General features: G+C 54.1%; 25 protein-coding genes. 13 read left to right on the top strand and 12 right to left on the bottom strand.

The features are described from left to right. The first annotated feature begins 1 nt into the window (after position 1). Positions 2-616 (top strand): hypothetical protein, encoded by a 615-nt coding sequence (locus CYQ09_RS15725; protein WP_106746334.1) that lies wholly within the window; start codon positions 2-4, stop codon positions 614-616. On the opposite strand, the gene CYQ09_RS15720 is transcribed toward CYQ09_RS15725, so the two are convergent. Together CYQ09_RS15720 and CYQ09_RS15715 are read right to left on the bottom strand one after the other, a co-directional pair. Further along, entirely contained in the window at positions 588-935 is a 348-nt protein-coding gene (locus CYQ09_RS15720) for an AzlD domain-containing protein (RefSeq protein ID WP_106746333.1), read from the bottom strand. The genes CYQ09_RS15725 and CYQ09_RS15720 overlap by 29 nt on opposite strands. Next, complete coding sequence (locus CYQ09_RS15715) at positions 932-1,654, bottom strand: AzlC family ABC transporter permease (RefSeq protein WP_106746332.1); 723 nt, start codon at positions 1,652-1,654, stop codon at positions 932-934. The genes CYQ09_RS15720 and CYQ09_RS15715 overlap by 4 nt, the downstream gene beginning before the upstream one ends. 60 nt (positions 1,655-1,714) lie before the next feature. Between CYQ09_RS15715 and CYQ09_RS15710 the strand changes: the two genes are divergently transcribed. From CYQ09_RS15710 to CYQ09_RS15685, 6 genes are all read left to right on the top strand, one after another. Continuing rightward, positions 1,715-2,596 (top strand): formate dehydrogenase accessory sulfurtransferase FdhD, encoded by an 882-nt coding sequence (locus tag CYQ09_RS15710; protein ID WP_106746331.1) that lies wholly within the window; start codon positions 1,715-1,717, stop codon positions 2,594-2,596. A gap of 70 nt (positions 2,597-2,666) precedes the next feature. Further along, entirely contained in the window at positions 2,667-3,254 is a 588-nt protein-coding gene (gene mobA, locus CYQ09_RS15705) for a molybdenum cofactor guanylyltransferase MobA (protein WP_106746330.1), read from the top strand. Then, positions 3,251-3,742 (top strand): molybdopterin-guanine dinucleotide biosynthesis protein B, encoded by a 492-nt coding sequence (gene mobB / locus CYQ09_RS15700; RefSeq protein ID WP_106746329.1) that lies wholly within the window; start codon positions 3,251-3,253, stop codon positions 3,740-3,742. The genes mobA and mobB overlap by 4 nt, the downstream gene beginning before the upstream one ends. Then, positions 3,739-5,838 carry a molybdenum cofactor synthesis domain-containing protein gene (locus CYQ09_RS15695; protein WP_106746328.1) on the top strand — a complete coding sequence of 700 codons (2,100 nt, stop codon included), beginning with the start codon at positions 3,739-3,741 and terminating at the stop codon, positions 5,836-5,838. Before mobB ends, CYQ09_RS15695 begins: the two co-directional genes overlap by 4 nt. Beyond that, on the top strand, positions 5,835-6,413 hold the full coding sequence (locus CYQ09_RS15690) for a GNAT family N-acetyltransferase (RefSeq protein WP_106746327.1): 579 nt from the start codon (positions 5,835-5,837) through the stop codon (positions 6,411-6,413). The genes CYQ09_RS15695 and CYQ09_RS15690 overlap by 4 nt, the downstream gene beginning before the upstream one ends. A 378-nt stretch (positions 6,414-6,791) precedes the next feature. Beyond that, positions 6,792-7,415: a TetR/AcrR family transcriptional regulator gene (locus CYQ09_RS15685; RefSeq protein ID WP_106746326.1), complete on the top strand. Its 624-nt coding sequence runs from the start codon at positions 6,792-6,794 to the stop codon at positions 7,413-7,415. A gap of 50 nt (positions 7,416-7,465) precedes the next feature. On the opposite strand, the gene CYQ09_RS15680 is transcribed toward CYQ09_RS15685, so the two are convergent. Continuing rightward, positions 7,466-8,578, bottom strand: coding sequence for an S-(hydroxymethyl)glutathione dehydrogenase/class III alcohol dehydrogenase (locus CYQ09_RS15680; protein WP_106744986.1), 1,113 nt, complete (start codon positions 8,576-8,578; stop codon positions 7,466-7,468). A 109-nt stretch (positions 8,579-8,687) separates the two neighbouring features. Between CYQ09_RS15680 and CYQ09_RS15675 the strand changes: the two genes are divergently transcribed. From CYQ09_RS15675 to CYQ09_RS15660, 4 genes are all read left to right on the top strand, one after another. Then, positions 8,688-8,951 carry an I78 family peptidase inhibitor gene (locus CYQ09_RS15675; RefSeq protein WP_106746325.1) on the top strand — a complete coding sequence of 88 codons (264 nt, stop codon included), beginning with the start codon at positions 8,688-8,690 and terminating at the stop codon, positions 8,949-8,951. 207 nt (positions 8,952-9,158) lie between these two features. After that, the gene (locus CYQ09_RS15670; protein ID WP_106746324.1) at positions 9,159-9,494 is read left to right on the top strand and encodes a DUF2794 domain-containing protein; all 336 of its coding nucleotides are present in this window, start codon (positions 9,159-9,161) and stop codon (positions 9,492-9,494) included. 198 nt (positions 9,495-9,692) lie between these two features. Next, positions 9,693-9,860 carry a hemin uptake protein HemP gene (gene hemP / locus CYQ09_RS15665; RefSeq protein ID WP_106358886.1) on the top strand — a complete coding sequence of 56 codons (168 nt, stop codon included), beginning with the start codon at positions 9,693-9,695 and terminating at the stop codon, positions 9,858-9,860. After that, complete coding sequence (locus CYQ09_RS15660; protein ID WP_106746323.1) at positions 9,857-10,336, top strand: hypothetical protein; 480 nt, start codon at positions 9,857-9,859, stop codon at positions 10,334-10,336. The genes hemP and CYQ09_RS15660 overlap by 4 nt, the downstream gene beginning before the upstream one ends. Here the strand turns inward: CYQ09_RS15660 and CYQ09_RS15655 are convergent. The 3 genes from CYQ09_RS15655 to CYQ09_RS15645 form a co-directional block, all read right to left on the bottom strand. Beyond that, entirely contained in the window at positions 10,333-11,148 is an 816-nt protein-coding gene (locus CYQ09_RS15655) for an NlpC/P60 family protein (protein ID WP_106746322.1), read from the bottom strand. The two genes, CYQ09_RS15660 and CYQ09_RS15655, sit on opposite strands and share 4 nt — an antisense overlap. Next, a complete protein-coding gene (locus CYQ09_RS15650) occupies positions 11,145-12,524 on the bottom strand; it encodes a leucyl aminopeptidase family protein (protein WP_106746321.1) in 1,380 nt (459 codons plus the stop codon). The genes CYQ09_RS15655 and CYQ09_RS15650 overlap by 4 nt, the downstream gene beginning before the upstream one ends. Before the next feature lie 69 nt (positions 12,525-12,593). Beyond that, the gene (locus CYQ09_RS15645) at positions 12,594-13,010 is read right to left on the bottom strand and encodes a hypothetical protein (protein WP_106746320.1); all 417 of its coding nucleotides are present in this window, start codon (positions 13,008-13,010) and stop codon (positions 12,594-12,596) included. 113 nt (positions 13,011-13,123) lie between these two features. Between CYQ09_RS15645 and CYQ09_RS15640 the strand changes: the two genes are divergently transcribed. Continuing rightward, the gene (locus CYQ09_RS15640; RefSeq protein ID WP_106358891.1) at positions 13,124-13,771 is read left to right on the top strand and encodes a carbonic anhydrase; all 648 of its coding nucleotides are present in this window, start codon (positions 13,124-13,126) and stop codon (positions 13,769-13,771) included. Here CYQ09_RS15640 and zapE read toward each other — a convergent pair. Next, positions 13,768-14,820, bottom strand: a complete 1,053-nt coding sequence (gene zapE, locus CYQ09_RS15635; protein ID WP_106746319.1) for a cell division protein ZapE — start codon at positions 14,818-14,820, stop codon at positions 13,768-13,770. The genes CYQ09_RS15640 and zapE overlap by 4 nt on opposite strands. Before the next feature lie 92 nt (positions 14,821-14,912). Here zapE and CYQ09_RS15630 point away from each other — a divergent pair, with 92 nt between their 5' ends. Beyond that, positions 14,913-16,151 carry an MFS transporter gene (locus CYQ09_RS15630; RefSeq protein ID WP_106746318.1) on the top strand — a complete coding sequence of 413 codons (1,239 nt, stop codon included), beginning with the start codon at positions 14,913-14,915 and terminating at the stop codon, positions 16,149-16,151. 3 nt (positions 16,152-16,154) lie between these two features. Here the strand turns inward: CYQ09_RS15630 and CYQ09_RS15625 are convergent, their stop codons facing one another. The 5 genes from CYQ09_RS15625 to fghA form a co-directional block, all read right to left on the bottom strand. Next, positions 16,155-17,078: an alpha/beta fold hydrolase gene (locus CYQ09_RS15625; RefSeq protein WP_239495974.1), complete on the bottom strand. Its 924-nt coding sequence runs from the start codon at positions 17,076-17,078 to the stop codon at positions 16,155-16,157. Positions 17,079-17,098: 20 nt separating this feature from the next. Continuing rightward, positions 17,099-18,019 carry an ornithine cyclodeaminase family protein gene (locus tag CYQ09_RS15620; protein WP_106746317.1) on the bottom strand — a complete coding sequence of 307 codons (921 nt, stop codon included), beginning with the start codon at positions 18,017-18,019 and terminating at the stop codon, positions 17,099-17,101. Beyond that, a complete protein-coding gene (locus tag CYQ09_RS15615; protein WP_106746316.1) occupies positions 18,016-18,639 on the bottom strand; it encodes an HAD family hydrolase in 624 nt (207 codons plus the stop codon). The genes CYQ09_RS15620 and CYQ09_RS15615 overlap by 4 nt, the downstream gene beginning before the upstream one ends. A gap of 68 nt (positions 18,640-18,707) precedes the next feature. Next, complete coding sequence (locus CYQ09_RS15610; protein ID WP_106746315.1) at positions 18,708-19,151, bottom strand: YaiI/YqxD family protein; 444 nt, start codon at positions 19,149-19,151, stop codon at positions 18,708-18,710. After that, the gene (fghA, locus tag CYQ09_RS15605) at positions 19,148-19,978 is read right to left on the bottom strand and encodes an S-formylglutathione hydrolase (RefSeq protein ID WP_106746314.1); all 831 of its coding nucleotides are present in this window, start codon (positions 19,976-19,978) and stop codon (positions 19,148-19,150) included. The genes CYQ09_RS15610 and fghA overlap by 4 nt, the downstream gene beginning before the upstream one ends. Positions 19,979-20,040 lie beyond the last annotated feature (62 nt).

The following is a 20,040-nucleotide window of genomic DNA, read 5'->3' as shown; positions in this document are numbered from 1 at the left end:
GATGAAACGTCGTCAGTTTCTTGTCGGGCTTCCGCTTGCTCTTTCTGCGTGCTCTGCTGCAGAAGTGTGGGCACCAGACGATGTTGTATCGCGCGCAATCTATCGCGATACCAGCGGCACGTATCTAACGCTGTTTACAATGCGCAACACGGGCTCTGATAAAGGAGCCCACACCGCGTTATTGATCAATGGCAGCCAGCGGATCATTTTTGATCCGGCTGGATCGTTCAAACAGACGCGCATGCCTGAACGCAACGACGTATTATTCGGCGTCTCCCCAGAGCTTGAAGCATATTACGTCAGCTTTCATGCCCGAATTACCTACTATGTGCTGGCGCAGACTGTCCAAGTTTCAGCAGAAGTCGCGGAACGGGCCATGCAGCTTGCATTGGCCAACGGACCAGAACCACAAGCACACTGTGCACGATCAACGTCACGGCTATTACGTCAGCTACCAGGCTTTTCGGATTTTCGCCAAACCTGGGACCCCAACCGAGTGTCAGAAGATTTTGCGAAACTTGCCGGCGTCACAACCCGCGAATATCGCGAAACAGACGCCGACGATAAATCGATTGCAGCCGCTCAAATCAATGCAGCCCTGCAAGAAGGCCAGTAAGCCCCATTCCTCCGTATAGCGTCGCGACCCCTGCAAAAACCGCCCAAAGAACGTTGCGCGTCCATAGCCCGACACCCACAGTCATCAATGCAGCAAGAATTCGGATTAAGTCAGGCTGACCACCTGTTGCGGCAGGCCACAACACCAGAGGCGCCACCATACCCGGCAGCACTGCAACGGGCGTAAACCGAAGCAACCGCAATACGAACGGCGGCATAGGCCGATTCCCTATCAATCCTAAAAACGAAAACCGGATCAAGAAGGTCCCGATCCCCAAAACAGCAATAATGAACCATATTTCTGCGGAACTATAAGTCATTGGGCGCGCTTCTCTTTCCATGTTTCAACAAATGCCCCGGTCAGCATGGCGACTGCCGCAGCGATCAACAGACCGGTTCCCGAAGGCAGATCAACCAATGCAAGCGCGACGATCACCGACGCGGCAGCGGCTGCGACATGGGCAACGGATTTCATCATCGGCGCAACCAACGCTAAAAACATAATTGGCATAATAAAATCCAAGGCCCATGCATCAGGAATTGCTGTACCAGCCAAAATACCAACGAGCGTCATTCCGATCCAAAGTGGCGTAATTGGTGTCGCGACCCCAAAGAAATAAGCAACCCGATCTGCAACCGACATCTCTGGACGGGTTTCGTATCGGGCGACCGCAGTAATATAAGTCTGGTCAAAATTCAGATACGACACCAAGGCCCGCTGCCACAGCGGCGCGTTCCCCAAGTAGGGTACAAGCGACGCGGAATACATCGCCATCCGCAGATTTACCGCCAACGCCGCCAATAAAACAAAGGCAATACCCGCATTTTCTGTAATCATTTGAACCGCTGCGAACTGTGATGCGCCTGCAATGACCAAGACTGAAAAACCCATCGCCTGCCCCATGCTTAGCCCCGCATCCATCGCAACCACCCCAAACAATAGGGCAAATGGGGCCGCCATGAGGATAAATGGCAGCCCGTCGCGGACACCAACCCAATAGGCGGATTTCGCTGGTTTTTTGACGGTGGAACTCGTCATCTCTTTCCCCTAGCTTTGATGTGTTACGACAGGCTTAGACCTGCAAACTGGGAATGACAATTGGCGCGACTTGATAACACGACAGACTACATCATTGCGCCGCGTCCAGCGGCCTCGGGCCTCACACGTGGTGTGACTGGCGCAGATCAAAACGGCGACCAGATTGACCTTAACGTGGTCGAAGAACGACCGCTGACGATCTACCTCAATTCCCAAGAAATCGTGACCGCCATGACCATCGGGGACTATCCTGAATACTTGGCGCTCGGGTTTTTGAAAAATCAGGGTATGCTGCGCGACGATGAAACACTTAAAGGCGTCGATTACGACGAAGAGTTGTCAGTAGTTGTTGTTCGGACGGACGGGCAAACGACCTACGAAGACAAGCTAAAGAAAAAGACCCGCACCAGTGGTTGCGCCGTCGGCACTGTTTTCGGTGACATGATGGAGGGGCTGAGCGACGTGGCGCTTCCTGATACAACTGTCAAAACCTCAGACCTCTACGCACTTGCCGCTAAGATAAACCGCACCCCGTCTCTCTACCTAGAGGCCGGTGCGATCCATGGCACGGTGCTGTGCCAAGACGACCAACCGCTCGTCTATATGGAAGACGTCGGACGCCACAACGCCGTCGACAAAATCGCAGGTTGGATGCTGTCAGAACACGTCAGCGCCAATGACAAAATTCTATACACGACCGGGCGGCTTACATCAGAAATGGTGATCAAAACGGCCCTTATGGGCATTCCTGTTTTGGCATCACGATCCGGATTTACTGCGTGGGGCGTCGAAATCGCGCAGCAAGTCGGTTTAACGCTGATCGGGCGGATGAAAGGCCAACGGTTTGTCTGCCTTTCAGGCGAAACCCGCCTTATCCGCGATGCAGACCCAAACAAAATCGAGAATGAACCGCGCAAAAGCGGACGAAAGGGCCGTGAATGACTCACCTATCATCTTGCCCTAAATACTCCCGCCAGAGGCGGATTCGCCGCGCCGCAGGCGAGGTGAGCCGATGATCCAACCACTTGGTGTTATCCTTGCTGGCGGGCAGGCCACGCGTATGGGCGGCGGCGATAAGGGGCTATTGCCGCTTGGTCGCGGAACTATTCTGTCACATGTTATTGAAAGGCTAGAGCCGCAAGTCGCAGGCGTAGCGCTAAACGCCAATGGTGACCCCGCACGTTTTGACAACCTTAATCTACCGGTCATTCACGACAGTATCGCAGGTTTTGCAGGTCCGTTGTCTGGGGTTCTCGCCGGGCTAGACTGGGCTGCGACCAAAGGTGCAACGCACATCGTGACCGCAGCTGCGGACACGCCATTCTTTCCGTGTGATTTGGTTCCCCAGTTGATGATGGCCGCCGAAAACGCCAATTCACAAATCGCACTTGCAACCAGTCCCGGCGGGCGTCACCCCACATTTGGACTATGGCCTGTCGCGCTATGTGATGACCTGCGTGCCGCCTTAGAGGATGGGCTGCGCAAGGTTGTCCTATGGACAGACAAACATGGCGCTGGATCAGCGGCATTCCCCGAGGACACTGCATTCTTCAACGTCAACACACGCGATGACTTGGTGCAAGCGCAGGCGATGCTATGAAAATCTTTGGTGTCGTCGGATATAAAAACGCTGGCAAAACAGGGCTGATGGAGCGTCTGGTGACTGAGATCAGCGCGCGCGGCATCAGTGTTTCCACAATCAAGCACGCACACCATAGCTTCGATGTCGATCACCCCGGAAAAGACAGTTATCGCCACCGAACAGCAGGCGCGCATCAGGTACTCCTTGCGTCCAATACCCGCTGGGCTCTTATGACAGAACTACGGGACCACCCTGAACCACCGCTTGCTGATCTTCTTGCACAGCTGACCCCTGTCGATCTGGTTCTGATCGAAGGATACAAACGCGACTCACACCCCAAGATCGAGGCCTTTCGCGCGGAACCACAAAACGCATTGCTCGCGCCGACCGACCCGACCATTCGCGCGATTGCGACAGATACACCCATTGATAGCACGCGGCCGACGTTCGATCTAAACGACACCAAATCCATTGCGGACTTCATTTTAACAGAGGTCGCGCTATGAAATTTGATAGCGTGCTCATGGTTGATTGGTCTGGCGGAAATGATCGCGGCCCCACGCCAAAGAAAGACGCCATTTGGGCCTGTGTGGCACGCGAAGGTGATGCAGAAGACCCTTTGTATTTTCGCAATCGTCACGAAGCAGAGCAATGGATAGAGACATTTCTAGCACAAGAGCAGGCCTTAAACCGACGGGTGTTGGCCGGATTTGATTTTGCTTTTGGTTACCCGCATGGATTTAGCAACGCATTGACGGGATCTGATGACCCACTCGCCTTATGGGACTGGTTCGCTGAGCGGGTGATTGACACAGCCAAAGAAAACAATCGCTTTGAACTGGCTGGCGAAATCAACGGCCTGTTTTCGGGCATCGGCCCATTTTGGGGAAATGGATTGAAGCGCGACATTGCGGGTCTCCCTCGCAAAGGAAGCCTACGAACCAATACATCATTCGCAGAACGTCGCTCAGCAGAGCAGATCGCAACCAGAGCCTTTCCAGTTTGGCAGCTTTCAGGTGCCGGAGCGGTCGGATCGCAGGTGATTATGGGGTTGCCGATGCTGTCACGTTTACGGCACAAGTTTTCAGTATCAGTTTGGCCATTTGAGCCACTTGAAAATCCTATCACATTTATCGAAATCTGGCCTTCTCTTATAGCTAAGGCCGTGACGGCGACCCAGCCCACAGACCGGATCAAAGACGCGCATCAAGTCTGGCTTATGGCAAAGGCGATTTCAGGGATGCCCGACGATCATCGAAGCAAGCTGCTAAACGTTGAGCCAACAGCAGAAGGAACGATTTTTGGATTAAATGATCCACAGTTATTAGAGATGGCAAGCCAGCAGACTGCGCTGACGGCACCTTCTCTAACAAATGATTGCTTTGCCATGCCGCAGGGTGCGCATTGGACACCAGTGTCTGTGGCTCTTCAGCATTTACGCGATAGGCTTGGCCCTGTGACCGGGGCCGAAGTGGTTACCTTATCGCAAGCTAACGGCCGGTTTCTTGCAAAGGATGTGATTGTAGCAAGATCACACCCCCCCGCACCGAACGCCGCTGTTGATGGCTATGGCTTTGCCGGACACGCGCCTGAGGAACCGCATTACATGCCGTTGGTCGCCGGTCGCTCTGCTGCTGGGCAACCATTTCGTGGCGCCGTACCAAAGGGTCATGCTATCCGAATTTTGACAGGCGCAAATTTACCGGAAGGTGTCGATACTGTTATCCTTCAAGAAGACGTAAATGTTTCCCAGAACCACATCGCTTTTCAGGGGCCTCTCAAACGTGGCGCAAATGCAAGAGATGCTGGCGAGGACATGAAACGTGGCGATGTCATTCTAGCCACCGGACATAAGATAGCCCCTGCTGATTTGGGAACCATGGCGGCGGCCGGTGTTGGGCACGTTCATGTCAGGCGGCAATTGCGGGTTGGTATATTGTCAACAGGTGACGAGCTTTGCGAGCCGGGCACACAGGCTGACGTTGGGCAAATCTTTGATGCAAATCGCCCAATGCTATGCGCTGTCGCAGCCGGTTGGGGATATGATGTGGTTGATCTTGGGCGTGCACCAGATGATCGCCCCAAACTGCAAAGAATATTGGATGACGCAAGCCAACGTTGTGACGTCATCATCAGCTCCGGCGGGGCATCTGCCGGGGACGAAGATCACATGTCTGCATTGCTTCAGGGCACCGGATCACTAGCGCTATGGCGTATTGCAATGAAGCCGGGGCGACCTCTTGCTATGGGGCTATGGAACGACACCCCAGTATTCGGGCTACCCGGCAACCCCGTCGCAGCAATGGTTTGCGCACTTATATTTGCCCGGCCAGCTTTGCGACGATTGGGCGGTGGCGATTGGCACGAAACCGAAGGTTACATGCTTCCTGCGGCCTTCACAAAATCCAAGAAAGCAGGACGCCGCGAATATCTACGTGCCCGCATTCGTGACGGTCAGGTCCACACTTTTGCATCAGAAGGTTCAGGTCGTGTTTCGGGGCTTAGTTGGGCAACCGGGCTTGTCGAACTGGACGATCCCGCGCAAAAGGTGTCACCTGGCGATCTTGTCCGCTTCATTCCCTTTGGAAACTTTGCACTATGAAAATAACAGTAGGTATTCCAGACGCCAGCCGAGAAGAGGCCGCCGCCCTATACTGGGATGCCTTCGGCAAAAAGCTTGGGTTCACGATGGGCCCAAAATATCGGGCACTAATCTATATCAACCGGGTTATGCGATCAGACCACGGGATTTGCGCACATGACGACCACGGGCGACTGATAGGGGTTGCCGGGTTCAAAACATCGAATGGCGCGTTGGTCGGCGGAACATTTACTGACATTCGCAAGGTCTATGGCTGGATCGGCGCGGTCATCCGCGTATGGCTCATGGGAACTCTAGAAAATGACATCGAAAATGAACGTTTCTTAATGGACGGGCTTTTCGTCGCCCACGAGGCACGGGGCAAAGGCGTCGGGACCGCATTGCTTGATGAAGTTTCCGCCGAAGCAAAGCGACGTGGGTATCGCCAAGTGCGGTTAGACGTCGTCGATACGAACCCCCGCGCCCGCGCTCTATATCTGCACGAAGGCTTCCGCGAGGTCGAAACCCACAAGTTAGGGCTGCTCCGCTATATCTTTGGGTTTAACGCTGCGACTGTGATGGTCCGCGACGTCTAGCCTGTCATTTTCTTATAGCGAATGAGAGAGGGCATGTTGCTAAGCAGATTGATTAGACAAAGTCAGTGCTTATCTTCCTCCCTTGTCACGCTGGCAAACGCTTCAACAGAGGCTAAAAAGTCTGCACAAAAATCCGGGGAGCCGTGCATGAGAACGGCCCCGATATTTATCTGCCACGCAATGTCGCGGATCTATGGAATAGATCTAATCATTTCAGTTCTACCCCCATAGATAAACTAAAACAGTTTGGCCCTACTTAGCATTTAACTTTCTGATCGAGATGCGACCTAGCCCGTTTTCTTCAACTTCGTCGCGACGTTATTCTTGCCTGAACTGAACTGGTCAGTTTATATAGGGCTTCACTCAGGAGGACCAGAAATGCCCGACGGCGCAGAAGAACCCAAAAAAGGTCGCAAGTTTGATCAGGTCCTTGATGGAGCTAGAAAAGTTTTTTTATGCGACGGGTTTGACGGTGCGTCCGTGGACGATATTGCCAAGGCTGCAGGCGTGTCAAAAGCCACGCTTTACAGCTACTTTCCGGATAAACGGTTCCTATTTATGCAGGTTGCTAAATCCGAATGCTGCAAACAGGCCGAACGCGCGATCGAAACGATCGACATGGATGCGCCTGTCCAAGATGTGCTATATCAAGCCGCCCGCGAAATTGGGGATTTTATCACCTCGGACTTTGGCATGCGGATTTTTCGCGTTTGCGTCGGCGAAGGTGGTCGATTCCCTGAACTCGGTCGACAGTTTTACGAAAGCGGGCCGCTTTTGGTGCGCGACCGGCTAGTCGCATATTTTGACAAGGCTATTGCCAAGGGTGATCTTATCATCAGTGATCGCGAACTCGCGGCGGATCAGTTCAATGAACTATGCCGCGCTGACCTATTTCCACGTATGATATTCAACATGGCGGACAGCTTTAGCGCAAATGAAAAACAACGTGTCGCCAAAGGCGCCGTCGATGTGTTTATCGCGCGGTATGGGGCCACTAAGTAGGCTGGCTACAAAGGGCCCGAACTGCACCGGGCCCTCTGAATAATTTCGGATCAGTATTCCACGACAGCGCGGATTGATTTTCCTTCGTGCATCAGGTCGAAGCCTTTGTTGATGTCTTCGAGCTTGAGCTTGTGGGTGATCATTGGGTCGATTTCGATTTTGCCCTCCATGTACCAGTCGACGATCTTGGGCACGTCGGTCCGGCCGCGTGCGCCGCCGAACGCGGTGCCGCGCCAGCTGCGGCCAGTGACCAGTTGGAATGGGCGGGTTGAAATCTCGGCCCCGGCAGGTGCCACGCCGATGATGATGCTTTCGCCCCAACCTTTGTGCGCGGCCTCAAGCGCCGTGCGCATCACGCCCACGTTGCCCGTGGCGTCGAACGTGTAATCCGCGCCACCGCCAGTCAGTTCGACCAAATGCGCGACCAGATCGCCTTCGACTTTTGATGGGTTCACGAAATCAGTCATCCCAAAGTGGCGACCCATTTCTTCTTTGCCATCGTTCATGTCGACGCCCACAATCTGATCCGCCCCAGCAAGGCGCAGGCCCTGCAAAACGTTCAGGCCAATGCCGCCCAGACCGAACACAATCGCGCGGCTGCCTATCTCGACCTTGGCGGTGTTAATCACTGCGCCGATGCCGGTGGTGACGCCGCAACCGATGTAGCAAATCTTATCAAACGGGGCGTCCTTGCGGACCTTCGCTAGGGCGATTTCCGGCACAACCGTGTGGTTCGCAAACGTCGAACAGCCCATGTAATGGTGAATCGGCGTACCATCGAGCATCGAAAACCGGGTCGATCCATCGGGCAGCAGGCCGGCACCTTGGGTGCTGCGGATCTTTTGGCACAGGTTGGTTTTTGGGTTCAGACAATATTCACATTCGCGACATTCCGGCGTGTAAAGCGGGATGACGTGATCGCCGACCTCAAGCGTCGTGACGCCCTCGCCGACCTCGATCACAACGCCCGCACCTTCGTGACCTAGGATCGCTGGAAAGATACCTTCGGGATCGTCGCCAGAGCGGGTGAATTCGTCGGTGTGACACAGGCCAGTCGCCTTCACCTCGATCAAAACCTCACCGGCACGCGGCCCTTCGAGGTTCACTTCCATCACTTCAAGTGGCTTGCCAGCTGCAACTGCAACCGCGGCACGTGTACGCATTCTTCGTCTCCTAGTTTGTTGACATGACGATCTGCCAAATGACGCGCAACTTCAACCAAGACTTTGTTTTGACTTGCGTGTCGGTGGCGAAAACCCTCATTAGTAGGGCATGAAGTATATCATCCCATTTTTGGTTCTGTCCGCTTGCGCGACAACCACGCCCAGCCTTCCTACCGCTCAGGAAGATACCTGTAATGCAAACAGCTATGCCGCGCTTGTCGGGCAGGACGCAACCGCGCTTGAAAAGGTTTTGATTTTAGGAATGGTCCGCACCATTCGTCCTGACGACATTGTAACGATGGACTATCGTCAAGAGCGCATCAATTTTCGCATCGACGCAAATGAAATCATTACATCAATTACCTGCGGCTAAAATTTGAGAAAATAGTCCCCGGCGTCACGAACAAGGTGGGGGCTATGAGCCGCAACACCGGGGTAGCATTTGCTATAAGGCTAGATTTGCAGTGACTTGTGTTCCGAGTTGGTAATGCCTGCGACGCTACAGCGTTCATTTTGCGGCAAAACAGTGTCATTTAGCTTGGATGCTTGATTTTTAGGGCGTTTAGCGCGACGCTTACATATGACTATTCTTTCCCCCGAACCGTTTTCACATCCACCGCAAATTGCCTTTCACCGAACAGAGCTTGGGGTGATTCTTGGATTATATGGCCGAATGGTCGCTGCCGGAGAATGGCGCGATTACGGCATATCGTGCCTGCGTGAGGTTGCTGTGTTTTCGATTTTCCGGCGCGCAGCAGAACATCCTATTTACCGTATCGAAAAACGCCCAAAGCTGCGTATGAAACAGGGGCAATACGCCGTCATCGGCATGGATGGACGTGTTTTAAAGCGCGGAAACGATTTGAAACAGGTTTTACGCGTGCTCGAACGCAAGCTGATCCGATCAGTCGAATAGAAAATAATATACCTGACTAAAAAAGTCGGATTGACTTTTTAGGCGCTTTCAACGAATGTAGCGCTGTATCCAGCCACCTGTTCACACGACAGCTAGCCCGATCATGAAAATGAAAGGACGAAGGCGATGCATCTTCCAGTCTCCCAACCGGGTGGTCGCAGCTCTTCGACAACAATAGTCACCGCAAGGAGCGCAAAAATGTCATTCCACAGTGTCCCACGCCCACAGCCGGCAGCGACCCAGAACCTACCGACTTATAACGCAGATATTCTGACCCAAGATGGCGACCAAGCGCACATCGTGTTGCGCGACCAAGTTTATACATTACGCATCACGCGTGCCGGTAAATTGATCCTGACAAAATGAATATGGCGGCTCGCAAACAGGGCGGCGCAGCCGTCGGTCAATTGTCAGACCAGCCCCGACTTGAGGCCTGCATCGTTCTGTATTTCCGCATGTGGTGTGATGGACCTGATTCACAGGAGGCCGTATGGAACGACCTTTCATTGGGGTTAGGTCAGGCGCACGGTCGCGCGACGCTTAAGACATTAGAGCAATTGTTTGCAATTTGCACCGAACATCGACGCCGTCCACTGATGCGTCATGCGGTCGGATGCAGCTGCCTAGGCGCTGACGAAGCGTGTTTCGCCAACTTTGTGGCAACCGCAACCGAAGGAGACCGCGAAGACGCGTTGTTAATCGCAACTCTTTTGGTGCGCGCAGACATTGCGCCGCTGATCACATCATTGGCGTCCGATTTGGGGTTGGCGTTGAAGACCATGCTGATGCGAGGACAACCTATGCCACGCGCCCAAGCACCCGCACATGCAACTTTGCATTAAAGGCGACGGCGCGATATCGGCCCGCCGTGTCCTTGAACCTCGACCCGGGCAATAACCTTTTTTACGGGTTCGTATACGGTCGCCATAGGTGTTGCGCTTGCGTGTAGCATCGTTTCGGCATCTACCATCATGCCGACATGGCCTGTCCAAAACACAATATCACCGCGCTGCAACTCACCCTGCACATCGGATCCAAGAACATCGCATTGCAAGTCGCTATCACCCGGACACGGAATTCCGCAGGCAGTCAAACTTGCCGAAATCAGGCCCGAACAATCAATCCCACGCGTAGAATCCCCCCCCCAAAGGTAGGGCACGCCAAAATGTATCTGGGCCACGTTAATTGGATCTAGAAACGGACGCTCTACCGCGCGCAAATGCTTTTTAGAGACATAACCAACGCTCGTTTCCCAAAAGTTGCGTCGTTCGTTCAGCACTTGAACACGCGCACCAAAAGGCAGCGCCATCGCAGGTTCTGATTTAAAATCTTCTTCGCTATACGCGTGGGTCGCCATGGTTCCCACGAAATGGCTCACGGCAAGGGGTTCCACCAGATGTTCGCCCCGCACATAGCCGACGTAGCCGTTGGCGGCCTGAACAAAGGACCAGCCTTGAAGGTCTTCAAAAACGGTGACGATCGCGCCAAGTAACAACTGCCGGTCACGGGCACCATCTGGTGTCCGCAACAAATCAACAACCGGGCGATTGATCATCATTGGCCAGCCAGAAACATAGTTTTCTGCCTTAACCTTACCCGCAAGGGACATTGCCGCAACCCGACCGTTTGCGGGGGTCAGCCTATGATCGGTCATAGGTTCAGCAATTTTGGCAGTGCTTCAAGCACAGCGCGCGCGCCCATTCCAACACCACCTTTCGGGCGGGACGGTGCCGCTGCGGGCTGCCAACCATAAATGTCAAAGTGAATATATGGGCTTTCGATAAAGCGACGCAGGAATAGTGCTGCTGTGATGCTTCCCGCCATCCCGCCCTTGGGCGCGTTATCAAGATCGGCAACGCCCGGTTCAATCATTGCCTCATAAGGCGCGTGAAACGGCATCCGCCACACAGGGTCTGCAACAGCGCGCGCTGCATCACTAATCGCGTCAGCATGCGCATCGCTGTCGGTGTAAAACGGTGACAGGTCAGGGCCGACCGCAACACGGGCTGCCCCGGTTAGCGTGGCCATGGAAATCACCAGCTCTGGCTTATCTTCATCCGAAAGGGTCAGTGCATCCGCCAAGACCAATCGCCCTTCGGCGTCAGTATTGTTTATTTCAACCGTTAGCCCCTTGCGTGACATCAGGATGTCTTGTGGGCGGAAGGCATCGCCATCAATGCTGTTTTCAACGGCAGGGATCAGCACCCGTAGGCGAATAGGTACGCCGAGCCCCATAATCATATGCGCCAACCCCAATACAGTCGCGGAACCGCCCATGTCCTTTTTCATCAGCCCCATAGATGAACCCGGCTTAATATTCAGGCCACCCGTGTCGAAACACACCCCTTTACCAACCAGCGTCAACTGCGGGCCAGTTTCCCCCCAACGCATATCCAATAGGCGTGGTGCGCGTGACGAAGCGCGCCCGACCGTATGAATCATTGGGAACCCTGCTTCGATCAAGTCATCACCAAGCGTGACAGTCATCTTTGCACCGTGTTCAGCGGCCAAAGCACGCGCCGCATCCTCGAGCTCTTGCGGGCCCATGTCCGATGCGGGTGTATTAATCAGATCTCGGGTCAGGGCCTCTCCATTTGCGATAATCGCAATGCGGTCTGCATCAATCGCATCGGGCGCAACCAGCTGCGCACTAGCTGCGTGGCATGGCGCATAACGGTCAAACTTATACTGTGCCAACAACCAAGCCAGTGCCGCTTCTTCTAGCTCAGCACCAGCGAGGCCGCTTGCAATTTGATACACTCCGTCCGGTAGCTTGGCCGCAATTCCACCCATATGAAAGCGACCGCGCGCACGACTGTCGACCGTCCCGTACCCAACAAGCACCTGCGCAATGGCACCATCCGCACCAGGGATCGCGACAACCTGCCCTAACCCCGCTTTGAACCCTTGCGTGACAGTCCAATTCTTTTGAACCGCTGAGAGTTTATCAAGCGTATCAGTCAGACCGTCCGCTTCGACCACATGCAGTGGAATTGCGTTCGCAGTGTCGGTGGCAAAGTTAAGTAACATGGGGTGCGTCCTATCACGTCAGTGTTGCTGCCAGATTACCCCGCTGCGATGGGGCCGCAAGTGCAGGCGTCACCTTTGGCGGAAATTCCACACCTCGTTCACGGCAAAGTCAAACGCACGTTCCAACCGGGCCAATGTCGCCTCTAACGCGATGCCATCGGATTGTTTAAGGCAAGTTTGGATATGACCGGCGGTAATCGCCATTTCGGTAAGACCAATTTGTTCTGCAACCAACCGAATTTTACGGCATAGCTTTAGCATCAAAGCAAAGTTTTGTGCAGCAAGCCCTTGTTGTAACCCAGCCAATTGGGTGGCTAATTCTTCTAACACCCTACATACAATTTGTTCTGCTTCCCCCTCTGTTTTGGCTGCGAATAAACGTTGCAAGGGTGCCGGATCGAACTGCAATTTATCCAAACAGCACAAGATAACGATATCATCGTAAGCACCCCGTTGGAGCGCGAATTTAGTGGTATTTTTTTCCATAAATCTAAATCTAGCGAAGCTTAGTTTTCAGAAGGTTGATAACGGCGTGAAAAACCGCTCGAAATTTCCGAAAATACGACATAGTTTCGTTCGAAATCGCTAGGGAGCCCGCTATGAAATTCGCCCGCCCACTGCCAGCTTACATGGTCACCCGCTATCACGGCTGGAAAGCAACAACCTATGCAGACAACAAAGGTTGGTATCGTCGCCTTGCTGACGAAGGTCAGCGCCCGCGCGCCATGATTATTTCATGCTGCGACAGCCGTGTGCATGTCACCTCAATCTTTGGTGCGGATCAGGGTGAATTCTTTATTCACCGCAACATCGCGAACTTGGTGCCCCCGTTCCAACCCGACGGCAATCAACACGGTACCTCAGCAGCCGTCGAATATGCAGTAACCGCGTTGAAGGTGTCGCATCTTGTGATTCTTGGGCACTCAAGCTGCGGCGGCGTCGCTGGCTGCTATCATATGTGTTCAGGCAACGCGCCCGAACTTGAAGAAAAAGGCAGCTTTGTTGGCCGTTGGATGGATATTCTGCGCCCCGGTTTCGATGCCTTGCCAGAAGGCGACGAAGAATCCCGCCTACGCGCACTGGAAAAAGGCGCGGTGCTGGTGTCTCTAGAAAACCTGATGACTTTCCCGTTCGTGGAAAAGGCTGTCAAAGACGGCACATTATCAATTCACGGCCTATGGAACGACATCGGCGAAGGCACCCTTGAGGCCTACGATCCAGAAGCCGAAGCATTCGTCGGTATCTAAGCCCCCCAGTCAGCCGATTGCATTTCCCGCAAACGGCTGGCGGTACGCTCAAATTCAAAAGTGCCCTCACCTTCGAGGTACAGCATCTCTGGTTCGGCGGCCGCTGAACAGATCAGTTGCACTTTGCCTTCGTAAAGTGCGTCAACAAGTGTGACGAACCGTTTGGCCTCGTTAAAGTTACTACGCGATAGCGCTGGAATATCTTCGAGAATCAATACCCGTACCGCATCGGCCAACGCCAGATAATCCGCAGCGCCAAGGAACCGACCACAAAGGTCATAAAACTTCGCCCGCGCTGTACCGTTGTGATAACCCGGCAGTTCGACCTCTCGGCCTTTGACATGCAGAACCAAAGGTTCAGACTTACCATTACTGAGGTGGTCCCAAATTTCATTGATCGCTATCCGCGCGGCGTCATCATTTGGGGTGAAATAACTTTGTTTCCCGGCAAGACGGTCCTGCCGGTAATCCGTGTCGCTGACCAATTCATGGACCACCATCCGTTCTTTGATCAGCGCGATAAAGGGCGTGAACAATTGGCGATTCAAACCGTTTTTATAAAGATCGTCGGGCGGGCGGTTTGACGTCGTAACCACAACGACACCCGCTGCAAATAAAGCTTCGAACAAGCGCCCCACAATCATGGCGTCTGTAATATCGGTGATCTGCATTTCATCGAACGCAAGAAACCGGACCTCATCCGCCAGTTTGGCGGCGACAGGGGCAATCGCGTCGTCGACCCCTAGCTTGCGGGCTTCGGTCATTTCAGAATGCACCCACTGCATGAAAGCATGGAAATGTCGGCGACGCTTTGGCACATCGACTTGATCATAAAGTAGATCCATCAGCATGGATTTTCCGCGCCCAACCCCGCCCCACATATAAAGACCAGGCACCGGCGGCGGCGCCTTGCGGAACAGCCCGCGCTTAACCGGGGTGGCCAGTGCTGTGCGAACACGCTCAAGCTCAGGAAGGACCGCGATCTGCGCGTCATCAGAATTAAGAGTACCCGCAGCAACGGCGGATTGATATGCGTTTTGAACTGTCATAGCCGTGGGATACCCCGGCACCGCAATGATGAAAAGCGTGTCGATACAATTGAATAATTGACAATGATCCGGTGACCGCGCGAACTGTCTGAATGGAACACAAAGCCCCCCTAATAACCCCCGTGCTAATTGCGGGATGCCTGATCATCATGACCGGTTTCGCGATTCGTGCGTCCTTTGGGGTGTTTCAAATTCCAATCGCCTCTGAATTCGGGTGGCTCCGTTCGGATTTCAGCCTAGCGATTGCGATTCAAAACCTCGCTTGGGGTATCGGGCAGCCAATCTTTGGCGCAATTGCCGAGAAAATTGGCGACCGTAAAGCGATCATTATGGGGGCACTGTTTTATGCGGCCGGCCTGCTCTTGTCCGCAGGTGCAACCACGCCAGCAGCACATCAGTTCTATGAAATTCTTGTCGGGTTCGGGATTGCTGGAACCGGGTTTGGTGTGATCCTTGCCGTCGTAGGGCGTGCGGCATCTGCCGAAAACCGTTCGATGGCGCTCGCTATTGCGACGGCTGCAGGGTCAGCTGGCCAAGTGTTTGGCGCACCGCTTGCCGAATATTTGCTGGGCTTCATGACATGGCAGTCCACCTTCGTCGCATTCGCTGGCATGATCATGGCAACGTTGCTGGTTCTGCCAATGATGCGCAGCCCCGCCAAAGCAACCAAGGCAGAGCTTGAGGAAAGCATGGGCGCGATCCTGATCCGTGCATTCAAAGACCCATCCTATACGCTCATCTTTCTAGGGTTCTTTTCGTGCGGCTATCAGCTTGCCTTTGTCACCGCGCATTTTCCGGCCCTTGTGACCGAAATGTGCGGACCGCTGGACCAAGGCGGTCTTCTTGCCAGTATGGGCATAACGACAACAAGCAGGCTTGGCGCTGTGGCGATCTCTTTGATCGGACTTGCCAACATCGCGGGTACCTTGCTCGCGGGTTGGGCTGGCAATCGATATTCTAAGAAATACTTGCTGGCTGGAATTTACGCTGGCCGGACGATCATTTCCGCAGCATTCATCATCTTTCCGATAACCCCGTTCAGTGTCATCTTGTTCTCTGTTGGCATGGGCAGCCTGTGGCTTGCGACCGTTCCACTGACATCTGGACTCGTCGCGCATCTGTATGGGATCAGATATATGGGGACGCTTTATGGGATCGTCTTCTTTTCGCACCAATTGGGATCGTTCATGGGCGTTTGGCTGGGCGGCAAGCTATACGATATCTATGGGACCTATTCCCACGTGTGGTGGGTCGGGGTCGCAATTGGCGCATTCAGCGCAATCGTACATTTACCCATCAAAGAAAACAGGCCCGCCGCCGCACCAGCCTAGTCGTTAAGACTTTAACGCCTTGCCAATGGCCTGCATGAGCTGTGGGCAATGGGTGTACGGCATAGCATGCCCGGCCTCGGCAACGACTTCTTGTCGCACACTTCTGTGCCACTGCGCCATGACGCCCAGCGCTTGGATTGGAATTACTTTATCATTTTCGGCCCAAACCGCGATTGTTGGCACATCAAGACGCGCCAATCGGCGGTGGTCTTTTTCTTGAACGTCAGACAATATTCCGCGACGGCTAGACAAAATTGCAGGCAGAAAGCCGCGACGACGCAGTTCTTGACGTTGCGCGGCATAGACAGTGTTAGCCATCGGATTATCCCCATCGCGAGGGATCGCCTTGCGCGCACGACGACGTGCCAGCACACCATGCGCCCAATCCCCGATGATCGGGAACCGGCGGCAGAACTGCGCAAACTTGCTTTCGTTAGTCACAACACCCGCTGGCGCAACAAGAATAAGACGTTTGATGTAATGCGGATTGTCGGATGCAAACGCAGTCGCGATAGAACCGCCCATCGAATACCCAACAAGTGTGATATCTTCGGCTAATCCTTGGTGCGCAAGAATATCAACTAATTGCTGCAAGAAAAATGCTTGGTTTTGTCGGCCAGATACCGCATCTGAATACCCACGACCGTACAGATCATAGACCAATACCCGATAGCCTAACTCACCCAACCCATGCGCAAGACCTTCAACCGCGACCGAAGACGTCGACACCCCGTGCACAACAACGGCAACCGGTCCACGCACTGGGCCGATCCAACGGTAGTGCGTAACGCCTTGGCTTAGCTGCGCTAAATCACCAGTCGTCTGTCCACGTTCTTCTTCGGAGATCGGTTTACGTCGTAATTCTAAAAGAATGGGCAAAGCCGCCACAAATAAAAACAGCCCCAAATACACTAGATACGACATCATTATTCCGTCCCGTTTTTTGGCTAGGTCGCGCCCCGCGCTAGCCATGCCGCCAGTATGTAGCGGCTCGTCATCAAATCAAGGTGCGCACCACCGCCGTTTTTAAAGAGTGTAATTTCAGCATCATCTGTGCGCACGAACTGGTCTAACGCATAATAATCCGCCACGATACTGTCTTGGGTAATCACCCCATTTTTGAGCGGAATTTTGATCTCTCCGATGTGATCGACGGTGGTGTCAAAGCTATCAACAAAGATGCGCGACCGCTGCAACGCGGCGTCATCAACTTCGCGCATATCGGGCCGATACGCACCGATAAGATCAATGTGCTGACCGGGTCGGAGCCATTCACCTTTGATCAGCGGCTCGGTCGACATCGTGGCCGAGGTCACGATATCTGCGCGGTTCACCGCCTCGGCAAGGTCTGCTGCGATATAGACATCGGGAAATGCTTCTTTGAAACGATCAGCGCCTTCGGGCGATCTATTCCATACGGTAAACTGCGCATCAGGAAAGGCCGCAGCATAGGCTTCGCGAAGCCCGTGTCCGACTGTGCCGGCACCAACGATCAGAATGTTTTTGCTGTCAGGTCGCGCCAACCGACGTGCGGCAAGCAGGCTATCGCCCGCCGTTTTCCATTTGGTCACAAGATGGAAATCGACAATTGCTTCAAGCGATCCGTCCTTATCCGAAAACAGGTTCACGGCACCGCCGACCATTGGTTTGCCGACAGAACGGTTCCCCGGAAACACGGTCGCGCATTTCACAGCGAGGCCCATCCCGGAAATCCACGCGGATCGGTTCAAAAGCGTGTTGTCGCCCTCGTACAGAAACACATCCGCGACATCGGCCTTTTTCAGTTTGTGCCCATCGGCCAAGGCATCCGTCAGCGCAATCCAATCAAGCTGGGCCTCCCCCTCGGCAAAAGGGATCATCACAGTCATTGTGCGGCTTCTGGTGTTAGCAGACCTTCGGCCACTAGCCGATCTGCCCAACCCTGTGGGTGCGTAAACAAATGGGTTTGCCACCCCCGTTCCGCAGCAGTCGCGATGTTATCCGCCCGATCATCGGCAAACAGCAGGCCAGCAGGCGCGATACCGCAGTCTTCCTCGACCATTTCATAAATCCGGTGGCCCGGCTTAACCTCTTGCATATGGCCCGAGATATAACGGCGGTCGAATTCTTTTAGGAATGGATAGACAGGCTCTGCGATTTCAAACGTCTGAATGCCAAAATTCGAAAGCGCAAATACTGGCACGCCAGCCACGCGCAGCGCACGTAACAAACGTACAGAATGGTCAATCGTCGGCGTTGCCATTTCGGACCAATTGTCATGCCACATGCGGACTTCGTTACGCCATTCGGGGTTTTCTTCAGCAGCCGCATAGATCGTGTCGCGGAAGTGATGGCCGCGATCGACCAGATCATTGATACCGTGCAGATCAATCTCAGCAAACATCGCCTTGCGTCGATCAGCGCCAATAACACGGTCATAAAACCGCTCTGGCTGCCATTCGATTAGCACGTTTCCGATGTCAAAAATAACTGCCTGAATATCTGCCATGTTGGGCCCTCGTGTTCAAATTAGGGCCACCTTAGCAGTCGCTTACAGGGTGTAAACGGTAGACTTGGCTAGCGTGCCGCCTGCCGCACCATCCGTTCAAGAGAGTCTAAGAAACGGGCGCGGTCGGCCTTGCCAAAGGGCTTACCACCGCCTTGGCGAAACGGGTCGGCTGCGCGCATGTCTGCCATAAGATCCCGGGTCGCAAGCACGTTGCCAATGTTGGCTTGCGTCAGTGGTTCACCGTTATGCTTTAGCACCAGCGCACCGTTTTCGATGCACCGCGCAGCAAGAGGAATGTCACCCGTGATGACCACATCGCCTTTGGTTGCCCGGTCGGCGATCCACATGTCCGCCACATCGGGGCCATCGGGAACCACCACGGTTTCTACAAATGGATTAACCGAAGGCCGGATGCCGCCGTTAGAAACGACGAACATCTTTAGCTTATGGCGGGTACCGACGCGTTCTACTTCGGCTTTGACCGGGCAGGCGTCAGCATCAACGTATATCATGCGTAGAGCGCCTCGGCGTGAAAGTTGACGTGATCTTCCATGAAGGTCGAGATGAAGAAATACGAATGATCATAGCCCTTTTGCAGCCTGATCGTTCCTTCTTGGCGTTTTGCAGCCATCGCTTGGGCAAGCGCCTCGGTCCCAAGCAAGTCACCAAACTGATCATCTGTTCCTGTATCAATCAAGATTGGCCCATCAAATCCCTCGCCCTGCATCAGGACACTGGCGTCATGTGGACCCCATTTGGATTCATCTGCGCCCCAATAGGCCGTGAATTGCTTGCGACCCCAGTCGCTTTTCAGCGGATTACAGATCGGCGCAAAGGCAGACACAGACCGGAAACGGCCGGGCAGCGCCATCGCAAACGTCAGCGCACCGTGACCGCCCATTGAATGACCGCAAATCGACTGACGCTCCATATCAAGCGGGAAGTTCTCGCCGACCAAGGCAGGCAGTTCATCCGCGATATAGCTCCACATTTTGTAATGCTTGCGCCAAGGTTCCTCGGTCGCGTCGATGTAGAACCCAGCGCCCTGCCCCAAATCGTAGGCTTCGTCGTCGGCGACATCCTCGCCACGCGGTGACGTATCAGGGAAAATGATAGCAATCCCTTGTTCGGCGGCCCATGCCTGCGCACCCGCCTTGGTCATCGCGTTTTCATGGGTGCAGGTCAGCCCCGACAGGAACCACAGAACGGGAACCGGACCAAACGCGGCCTCTTCGGGTAGGAAAACCGCGAAAGTCATATCGCAGTTACACGCGTCAGAAGCGTGGGAATAGACCCCTTGGGTGCCGCCGTAGCAGCGATTTTCAGAAATGGTTTTCATTGCTAGCCCCTTTCGTTTGGTAAAGGGCTAGCGCACCATGACTATCTTGTCACCCGGCTTGC

Origin of the sequence: Yoonia maritima (genome assembly GCF_002933395.1) — a bacterium.
GTDB lineage: Bacteria > Pseudomonadota > Alphaproteobacteria > Rhodobacterales > Rhodobacteraceae > Yoonia > Yoonia maritima_A.
This window is presented reverse-complemented; position numbering and strand designations above follow the sequence as displayed.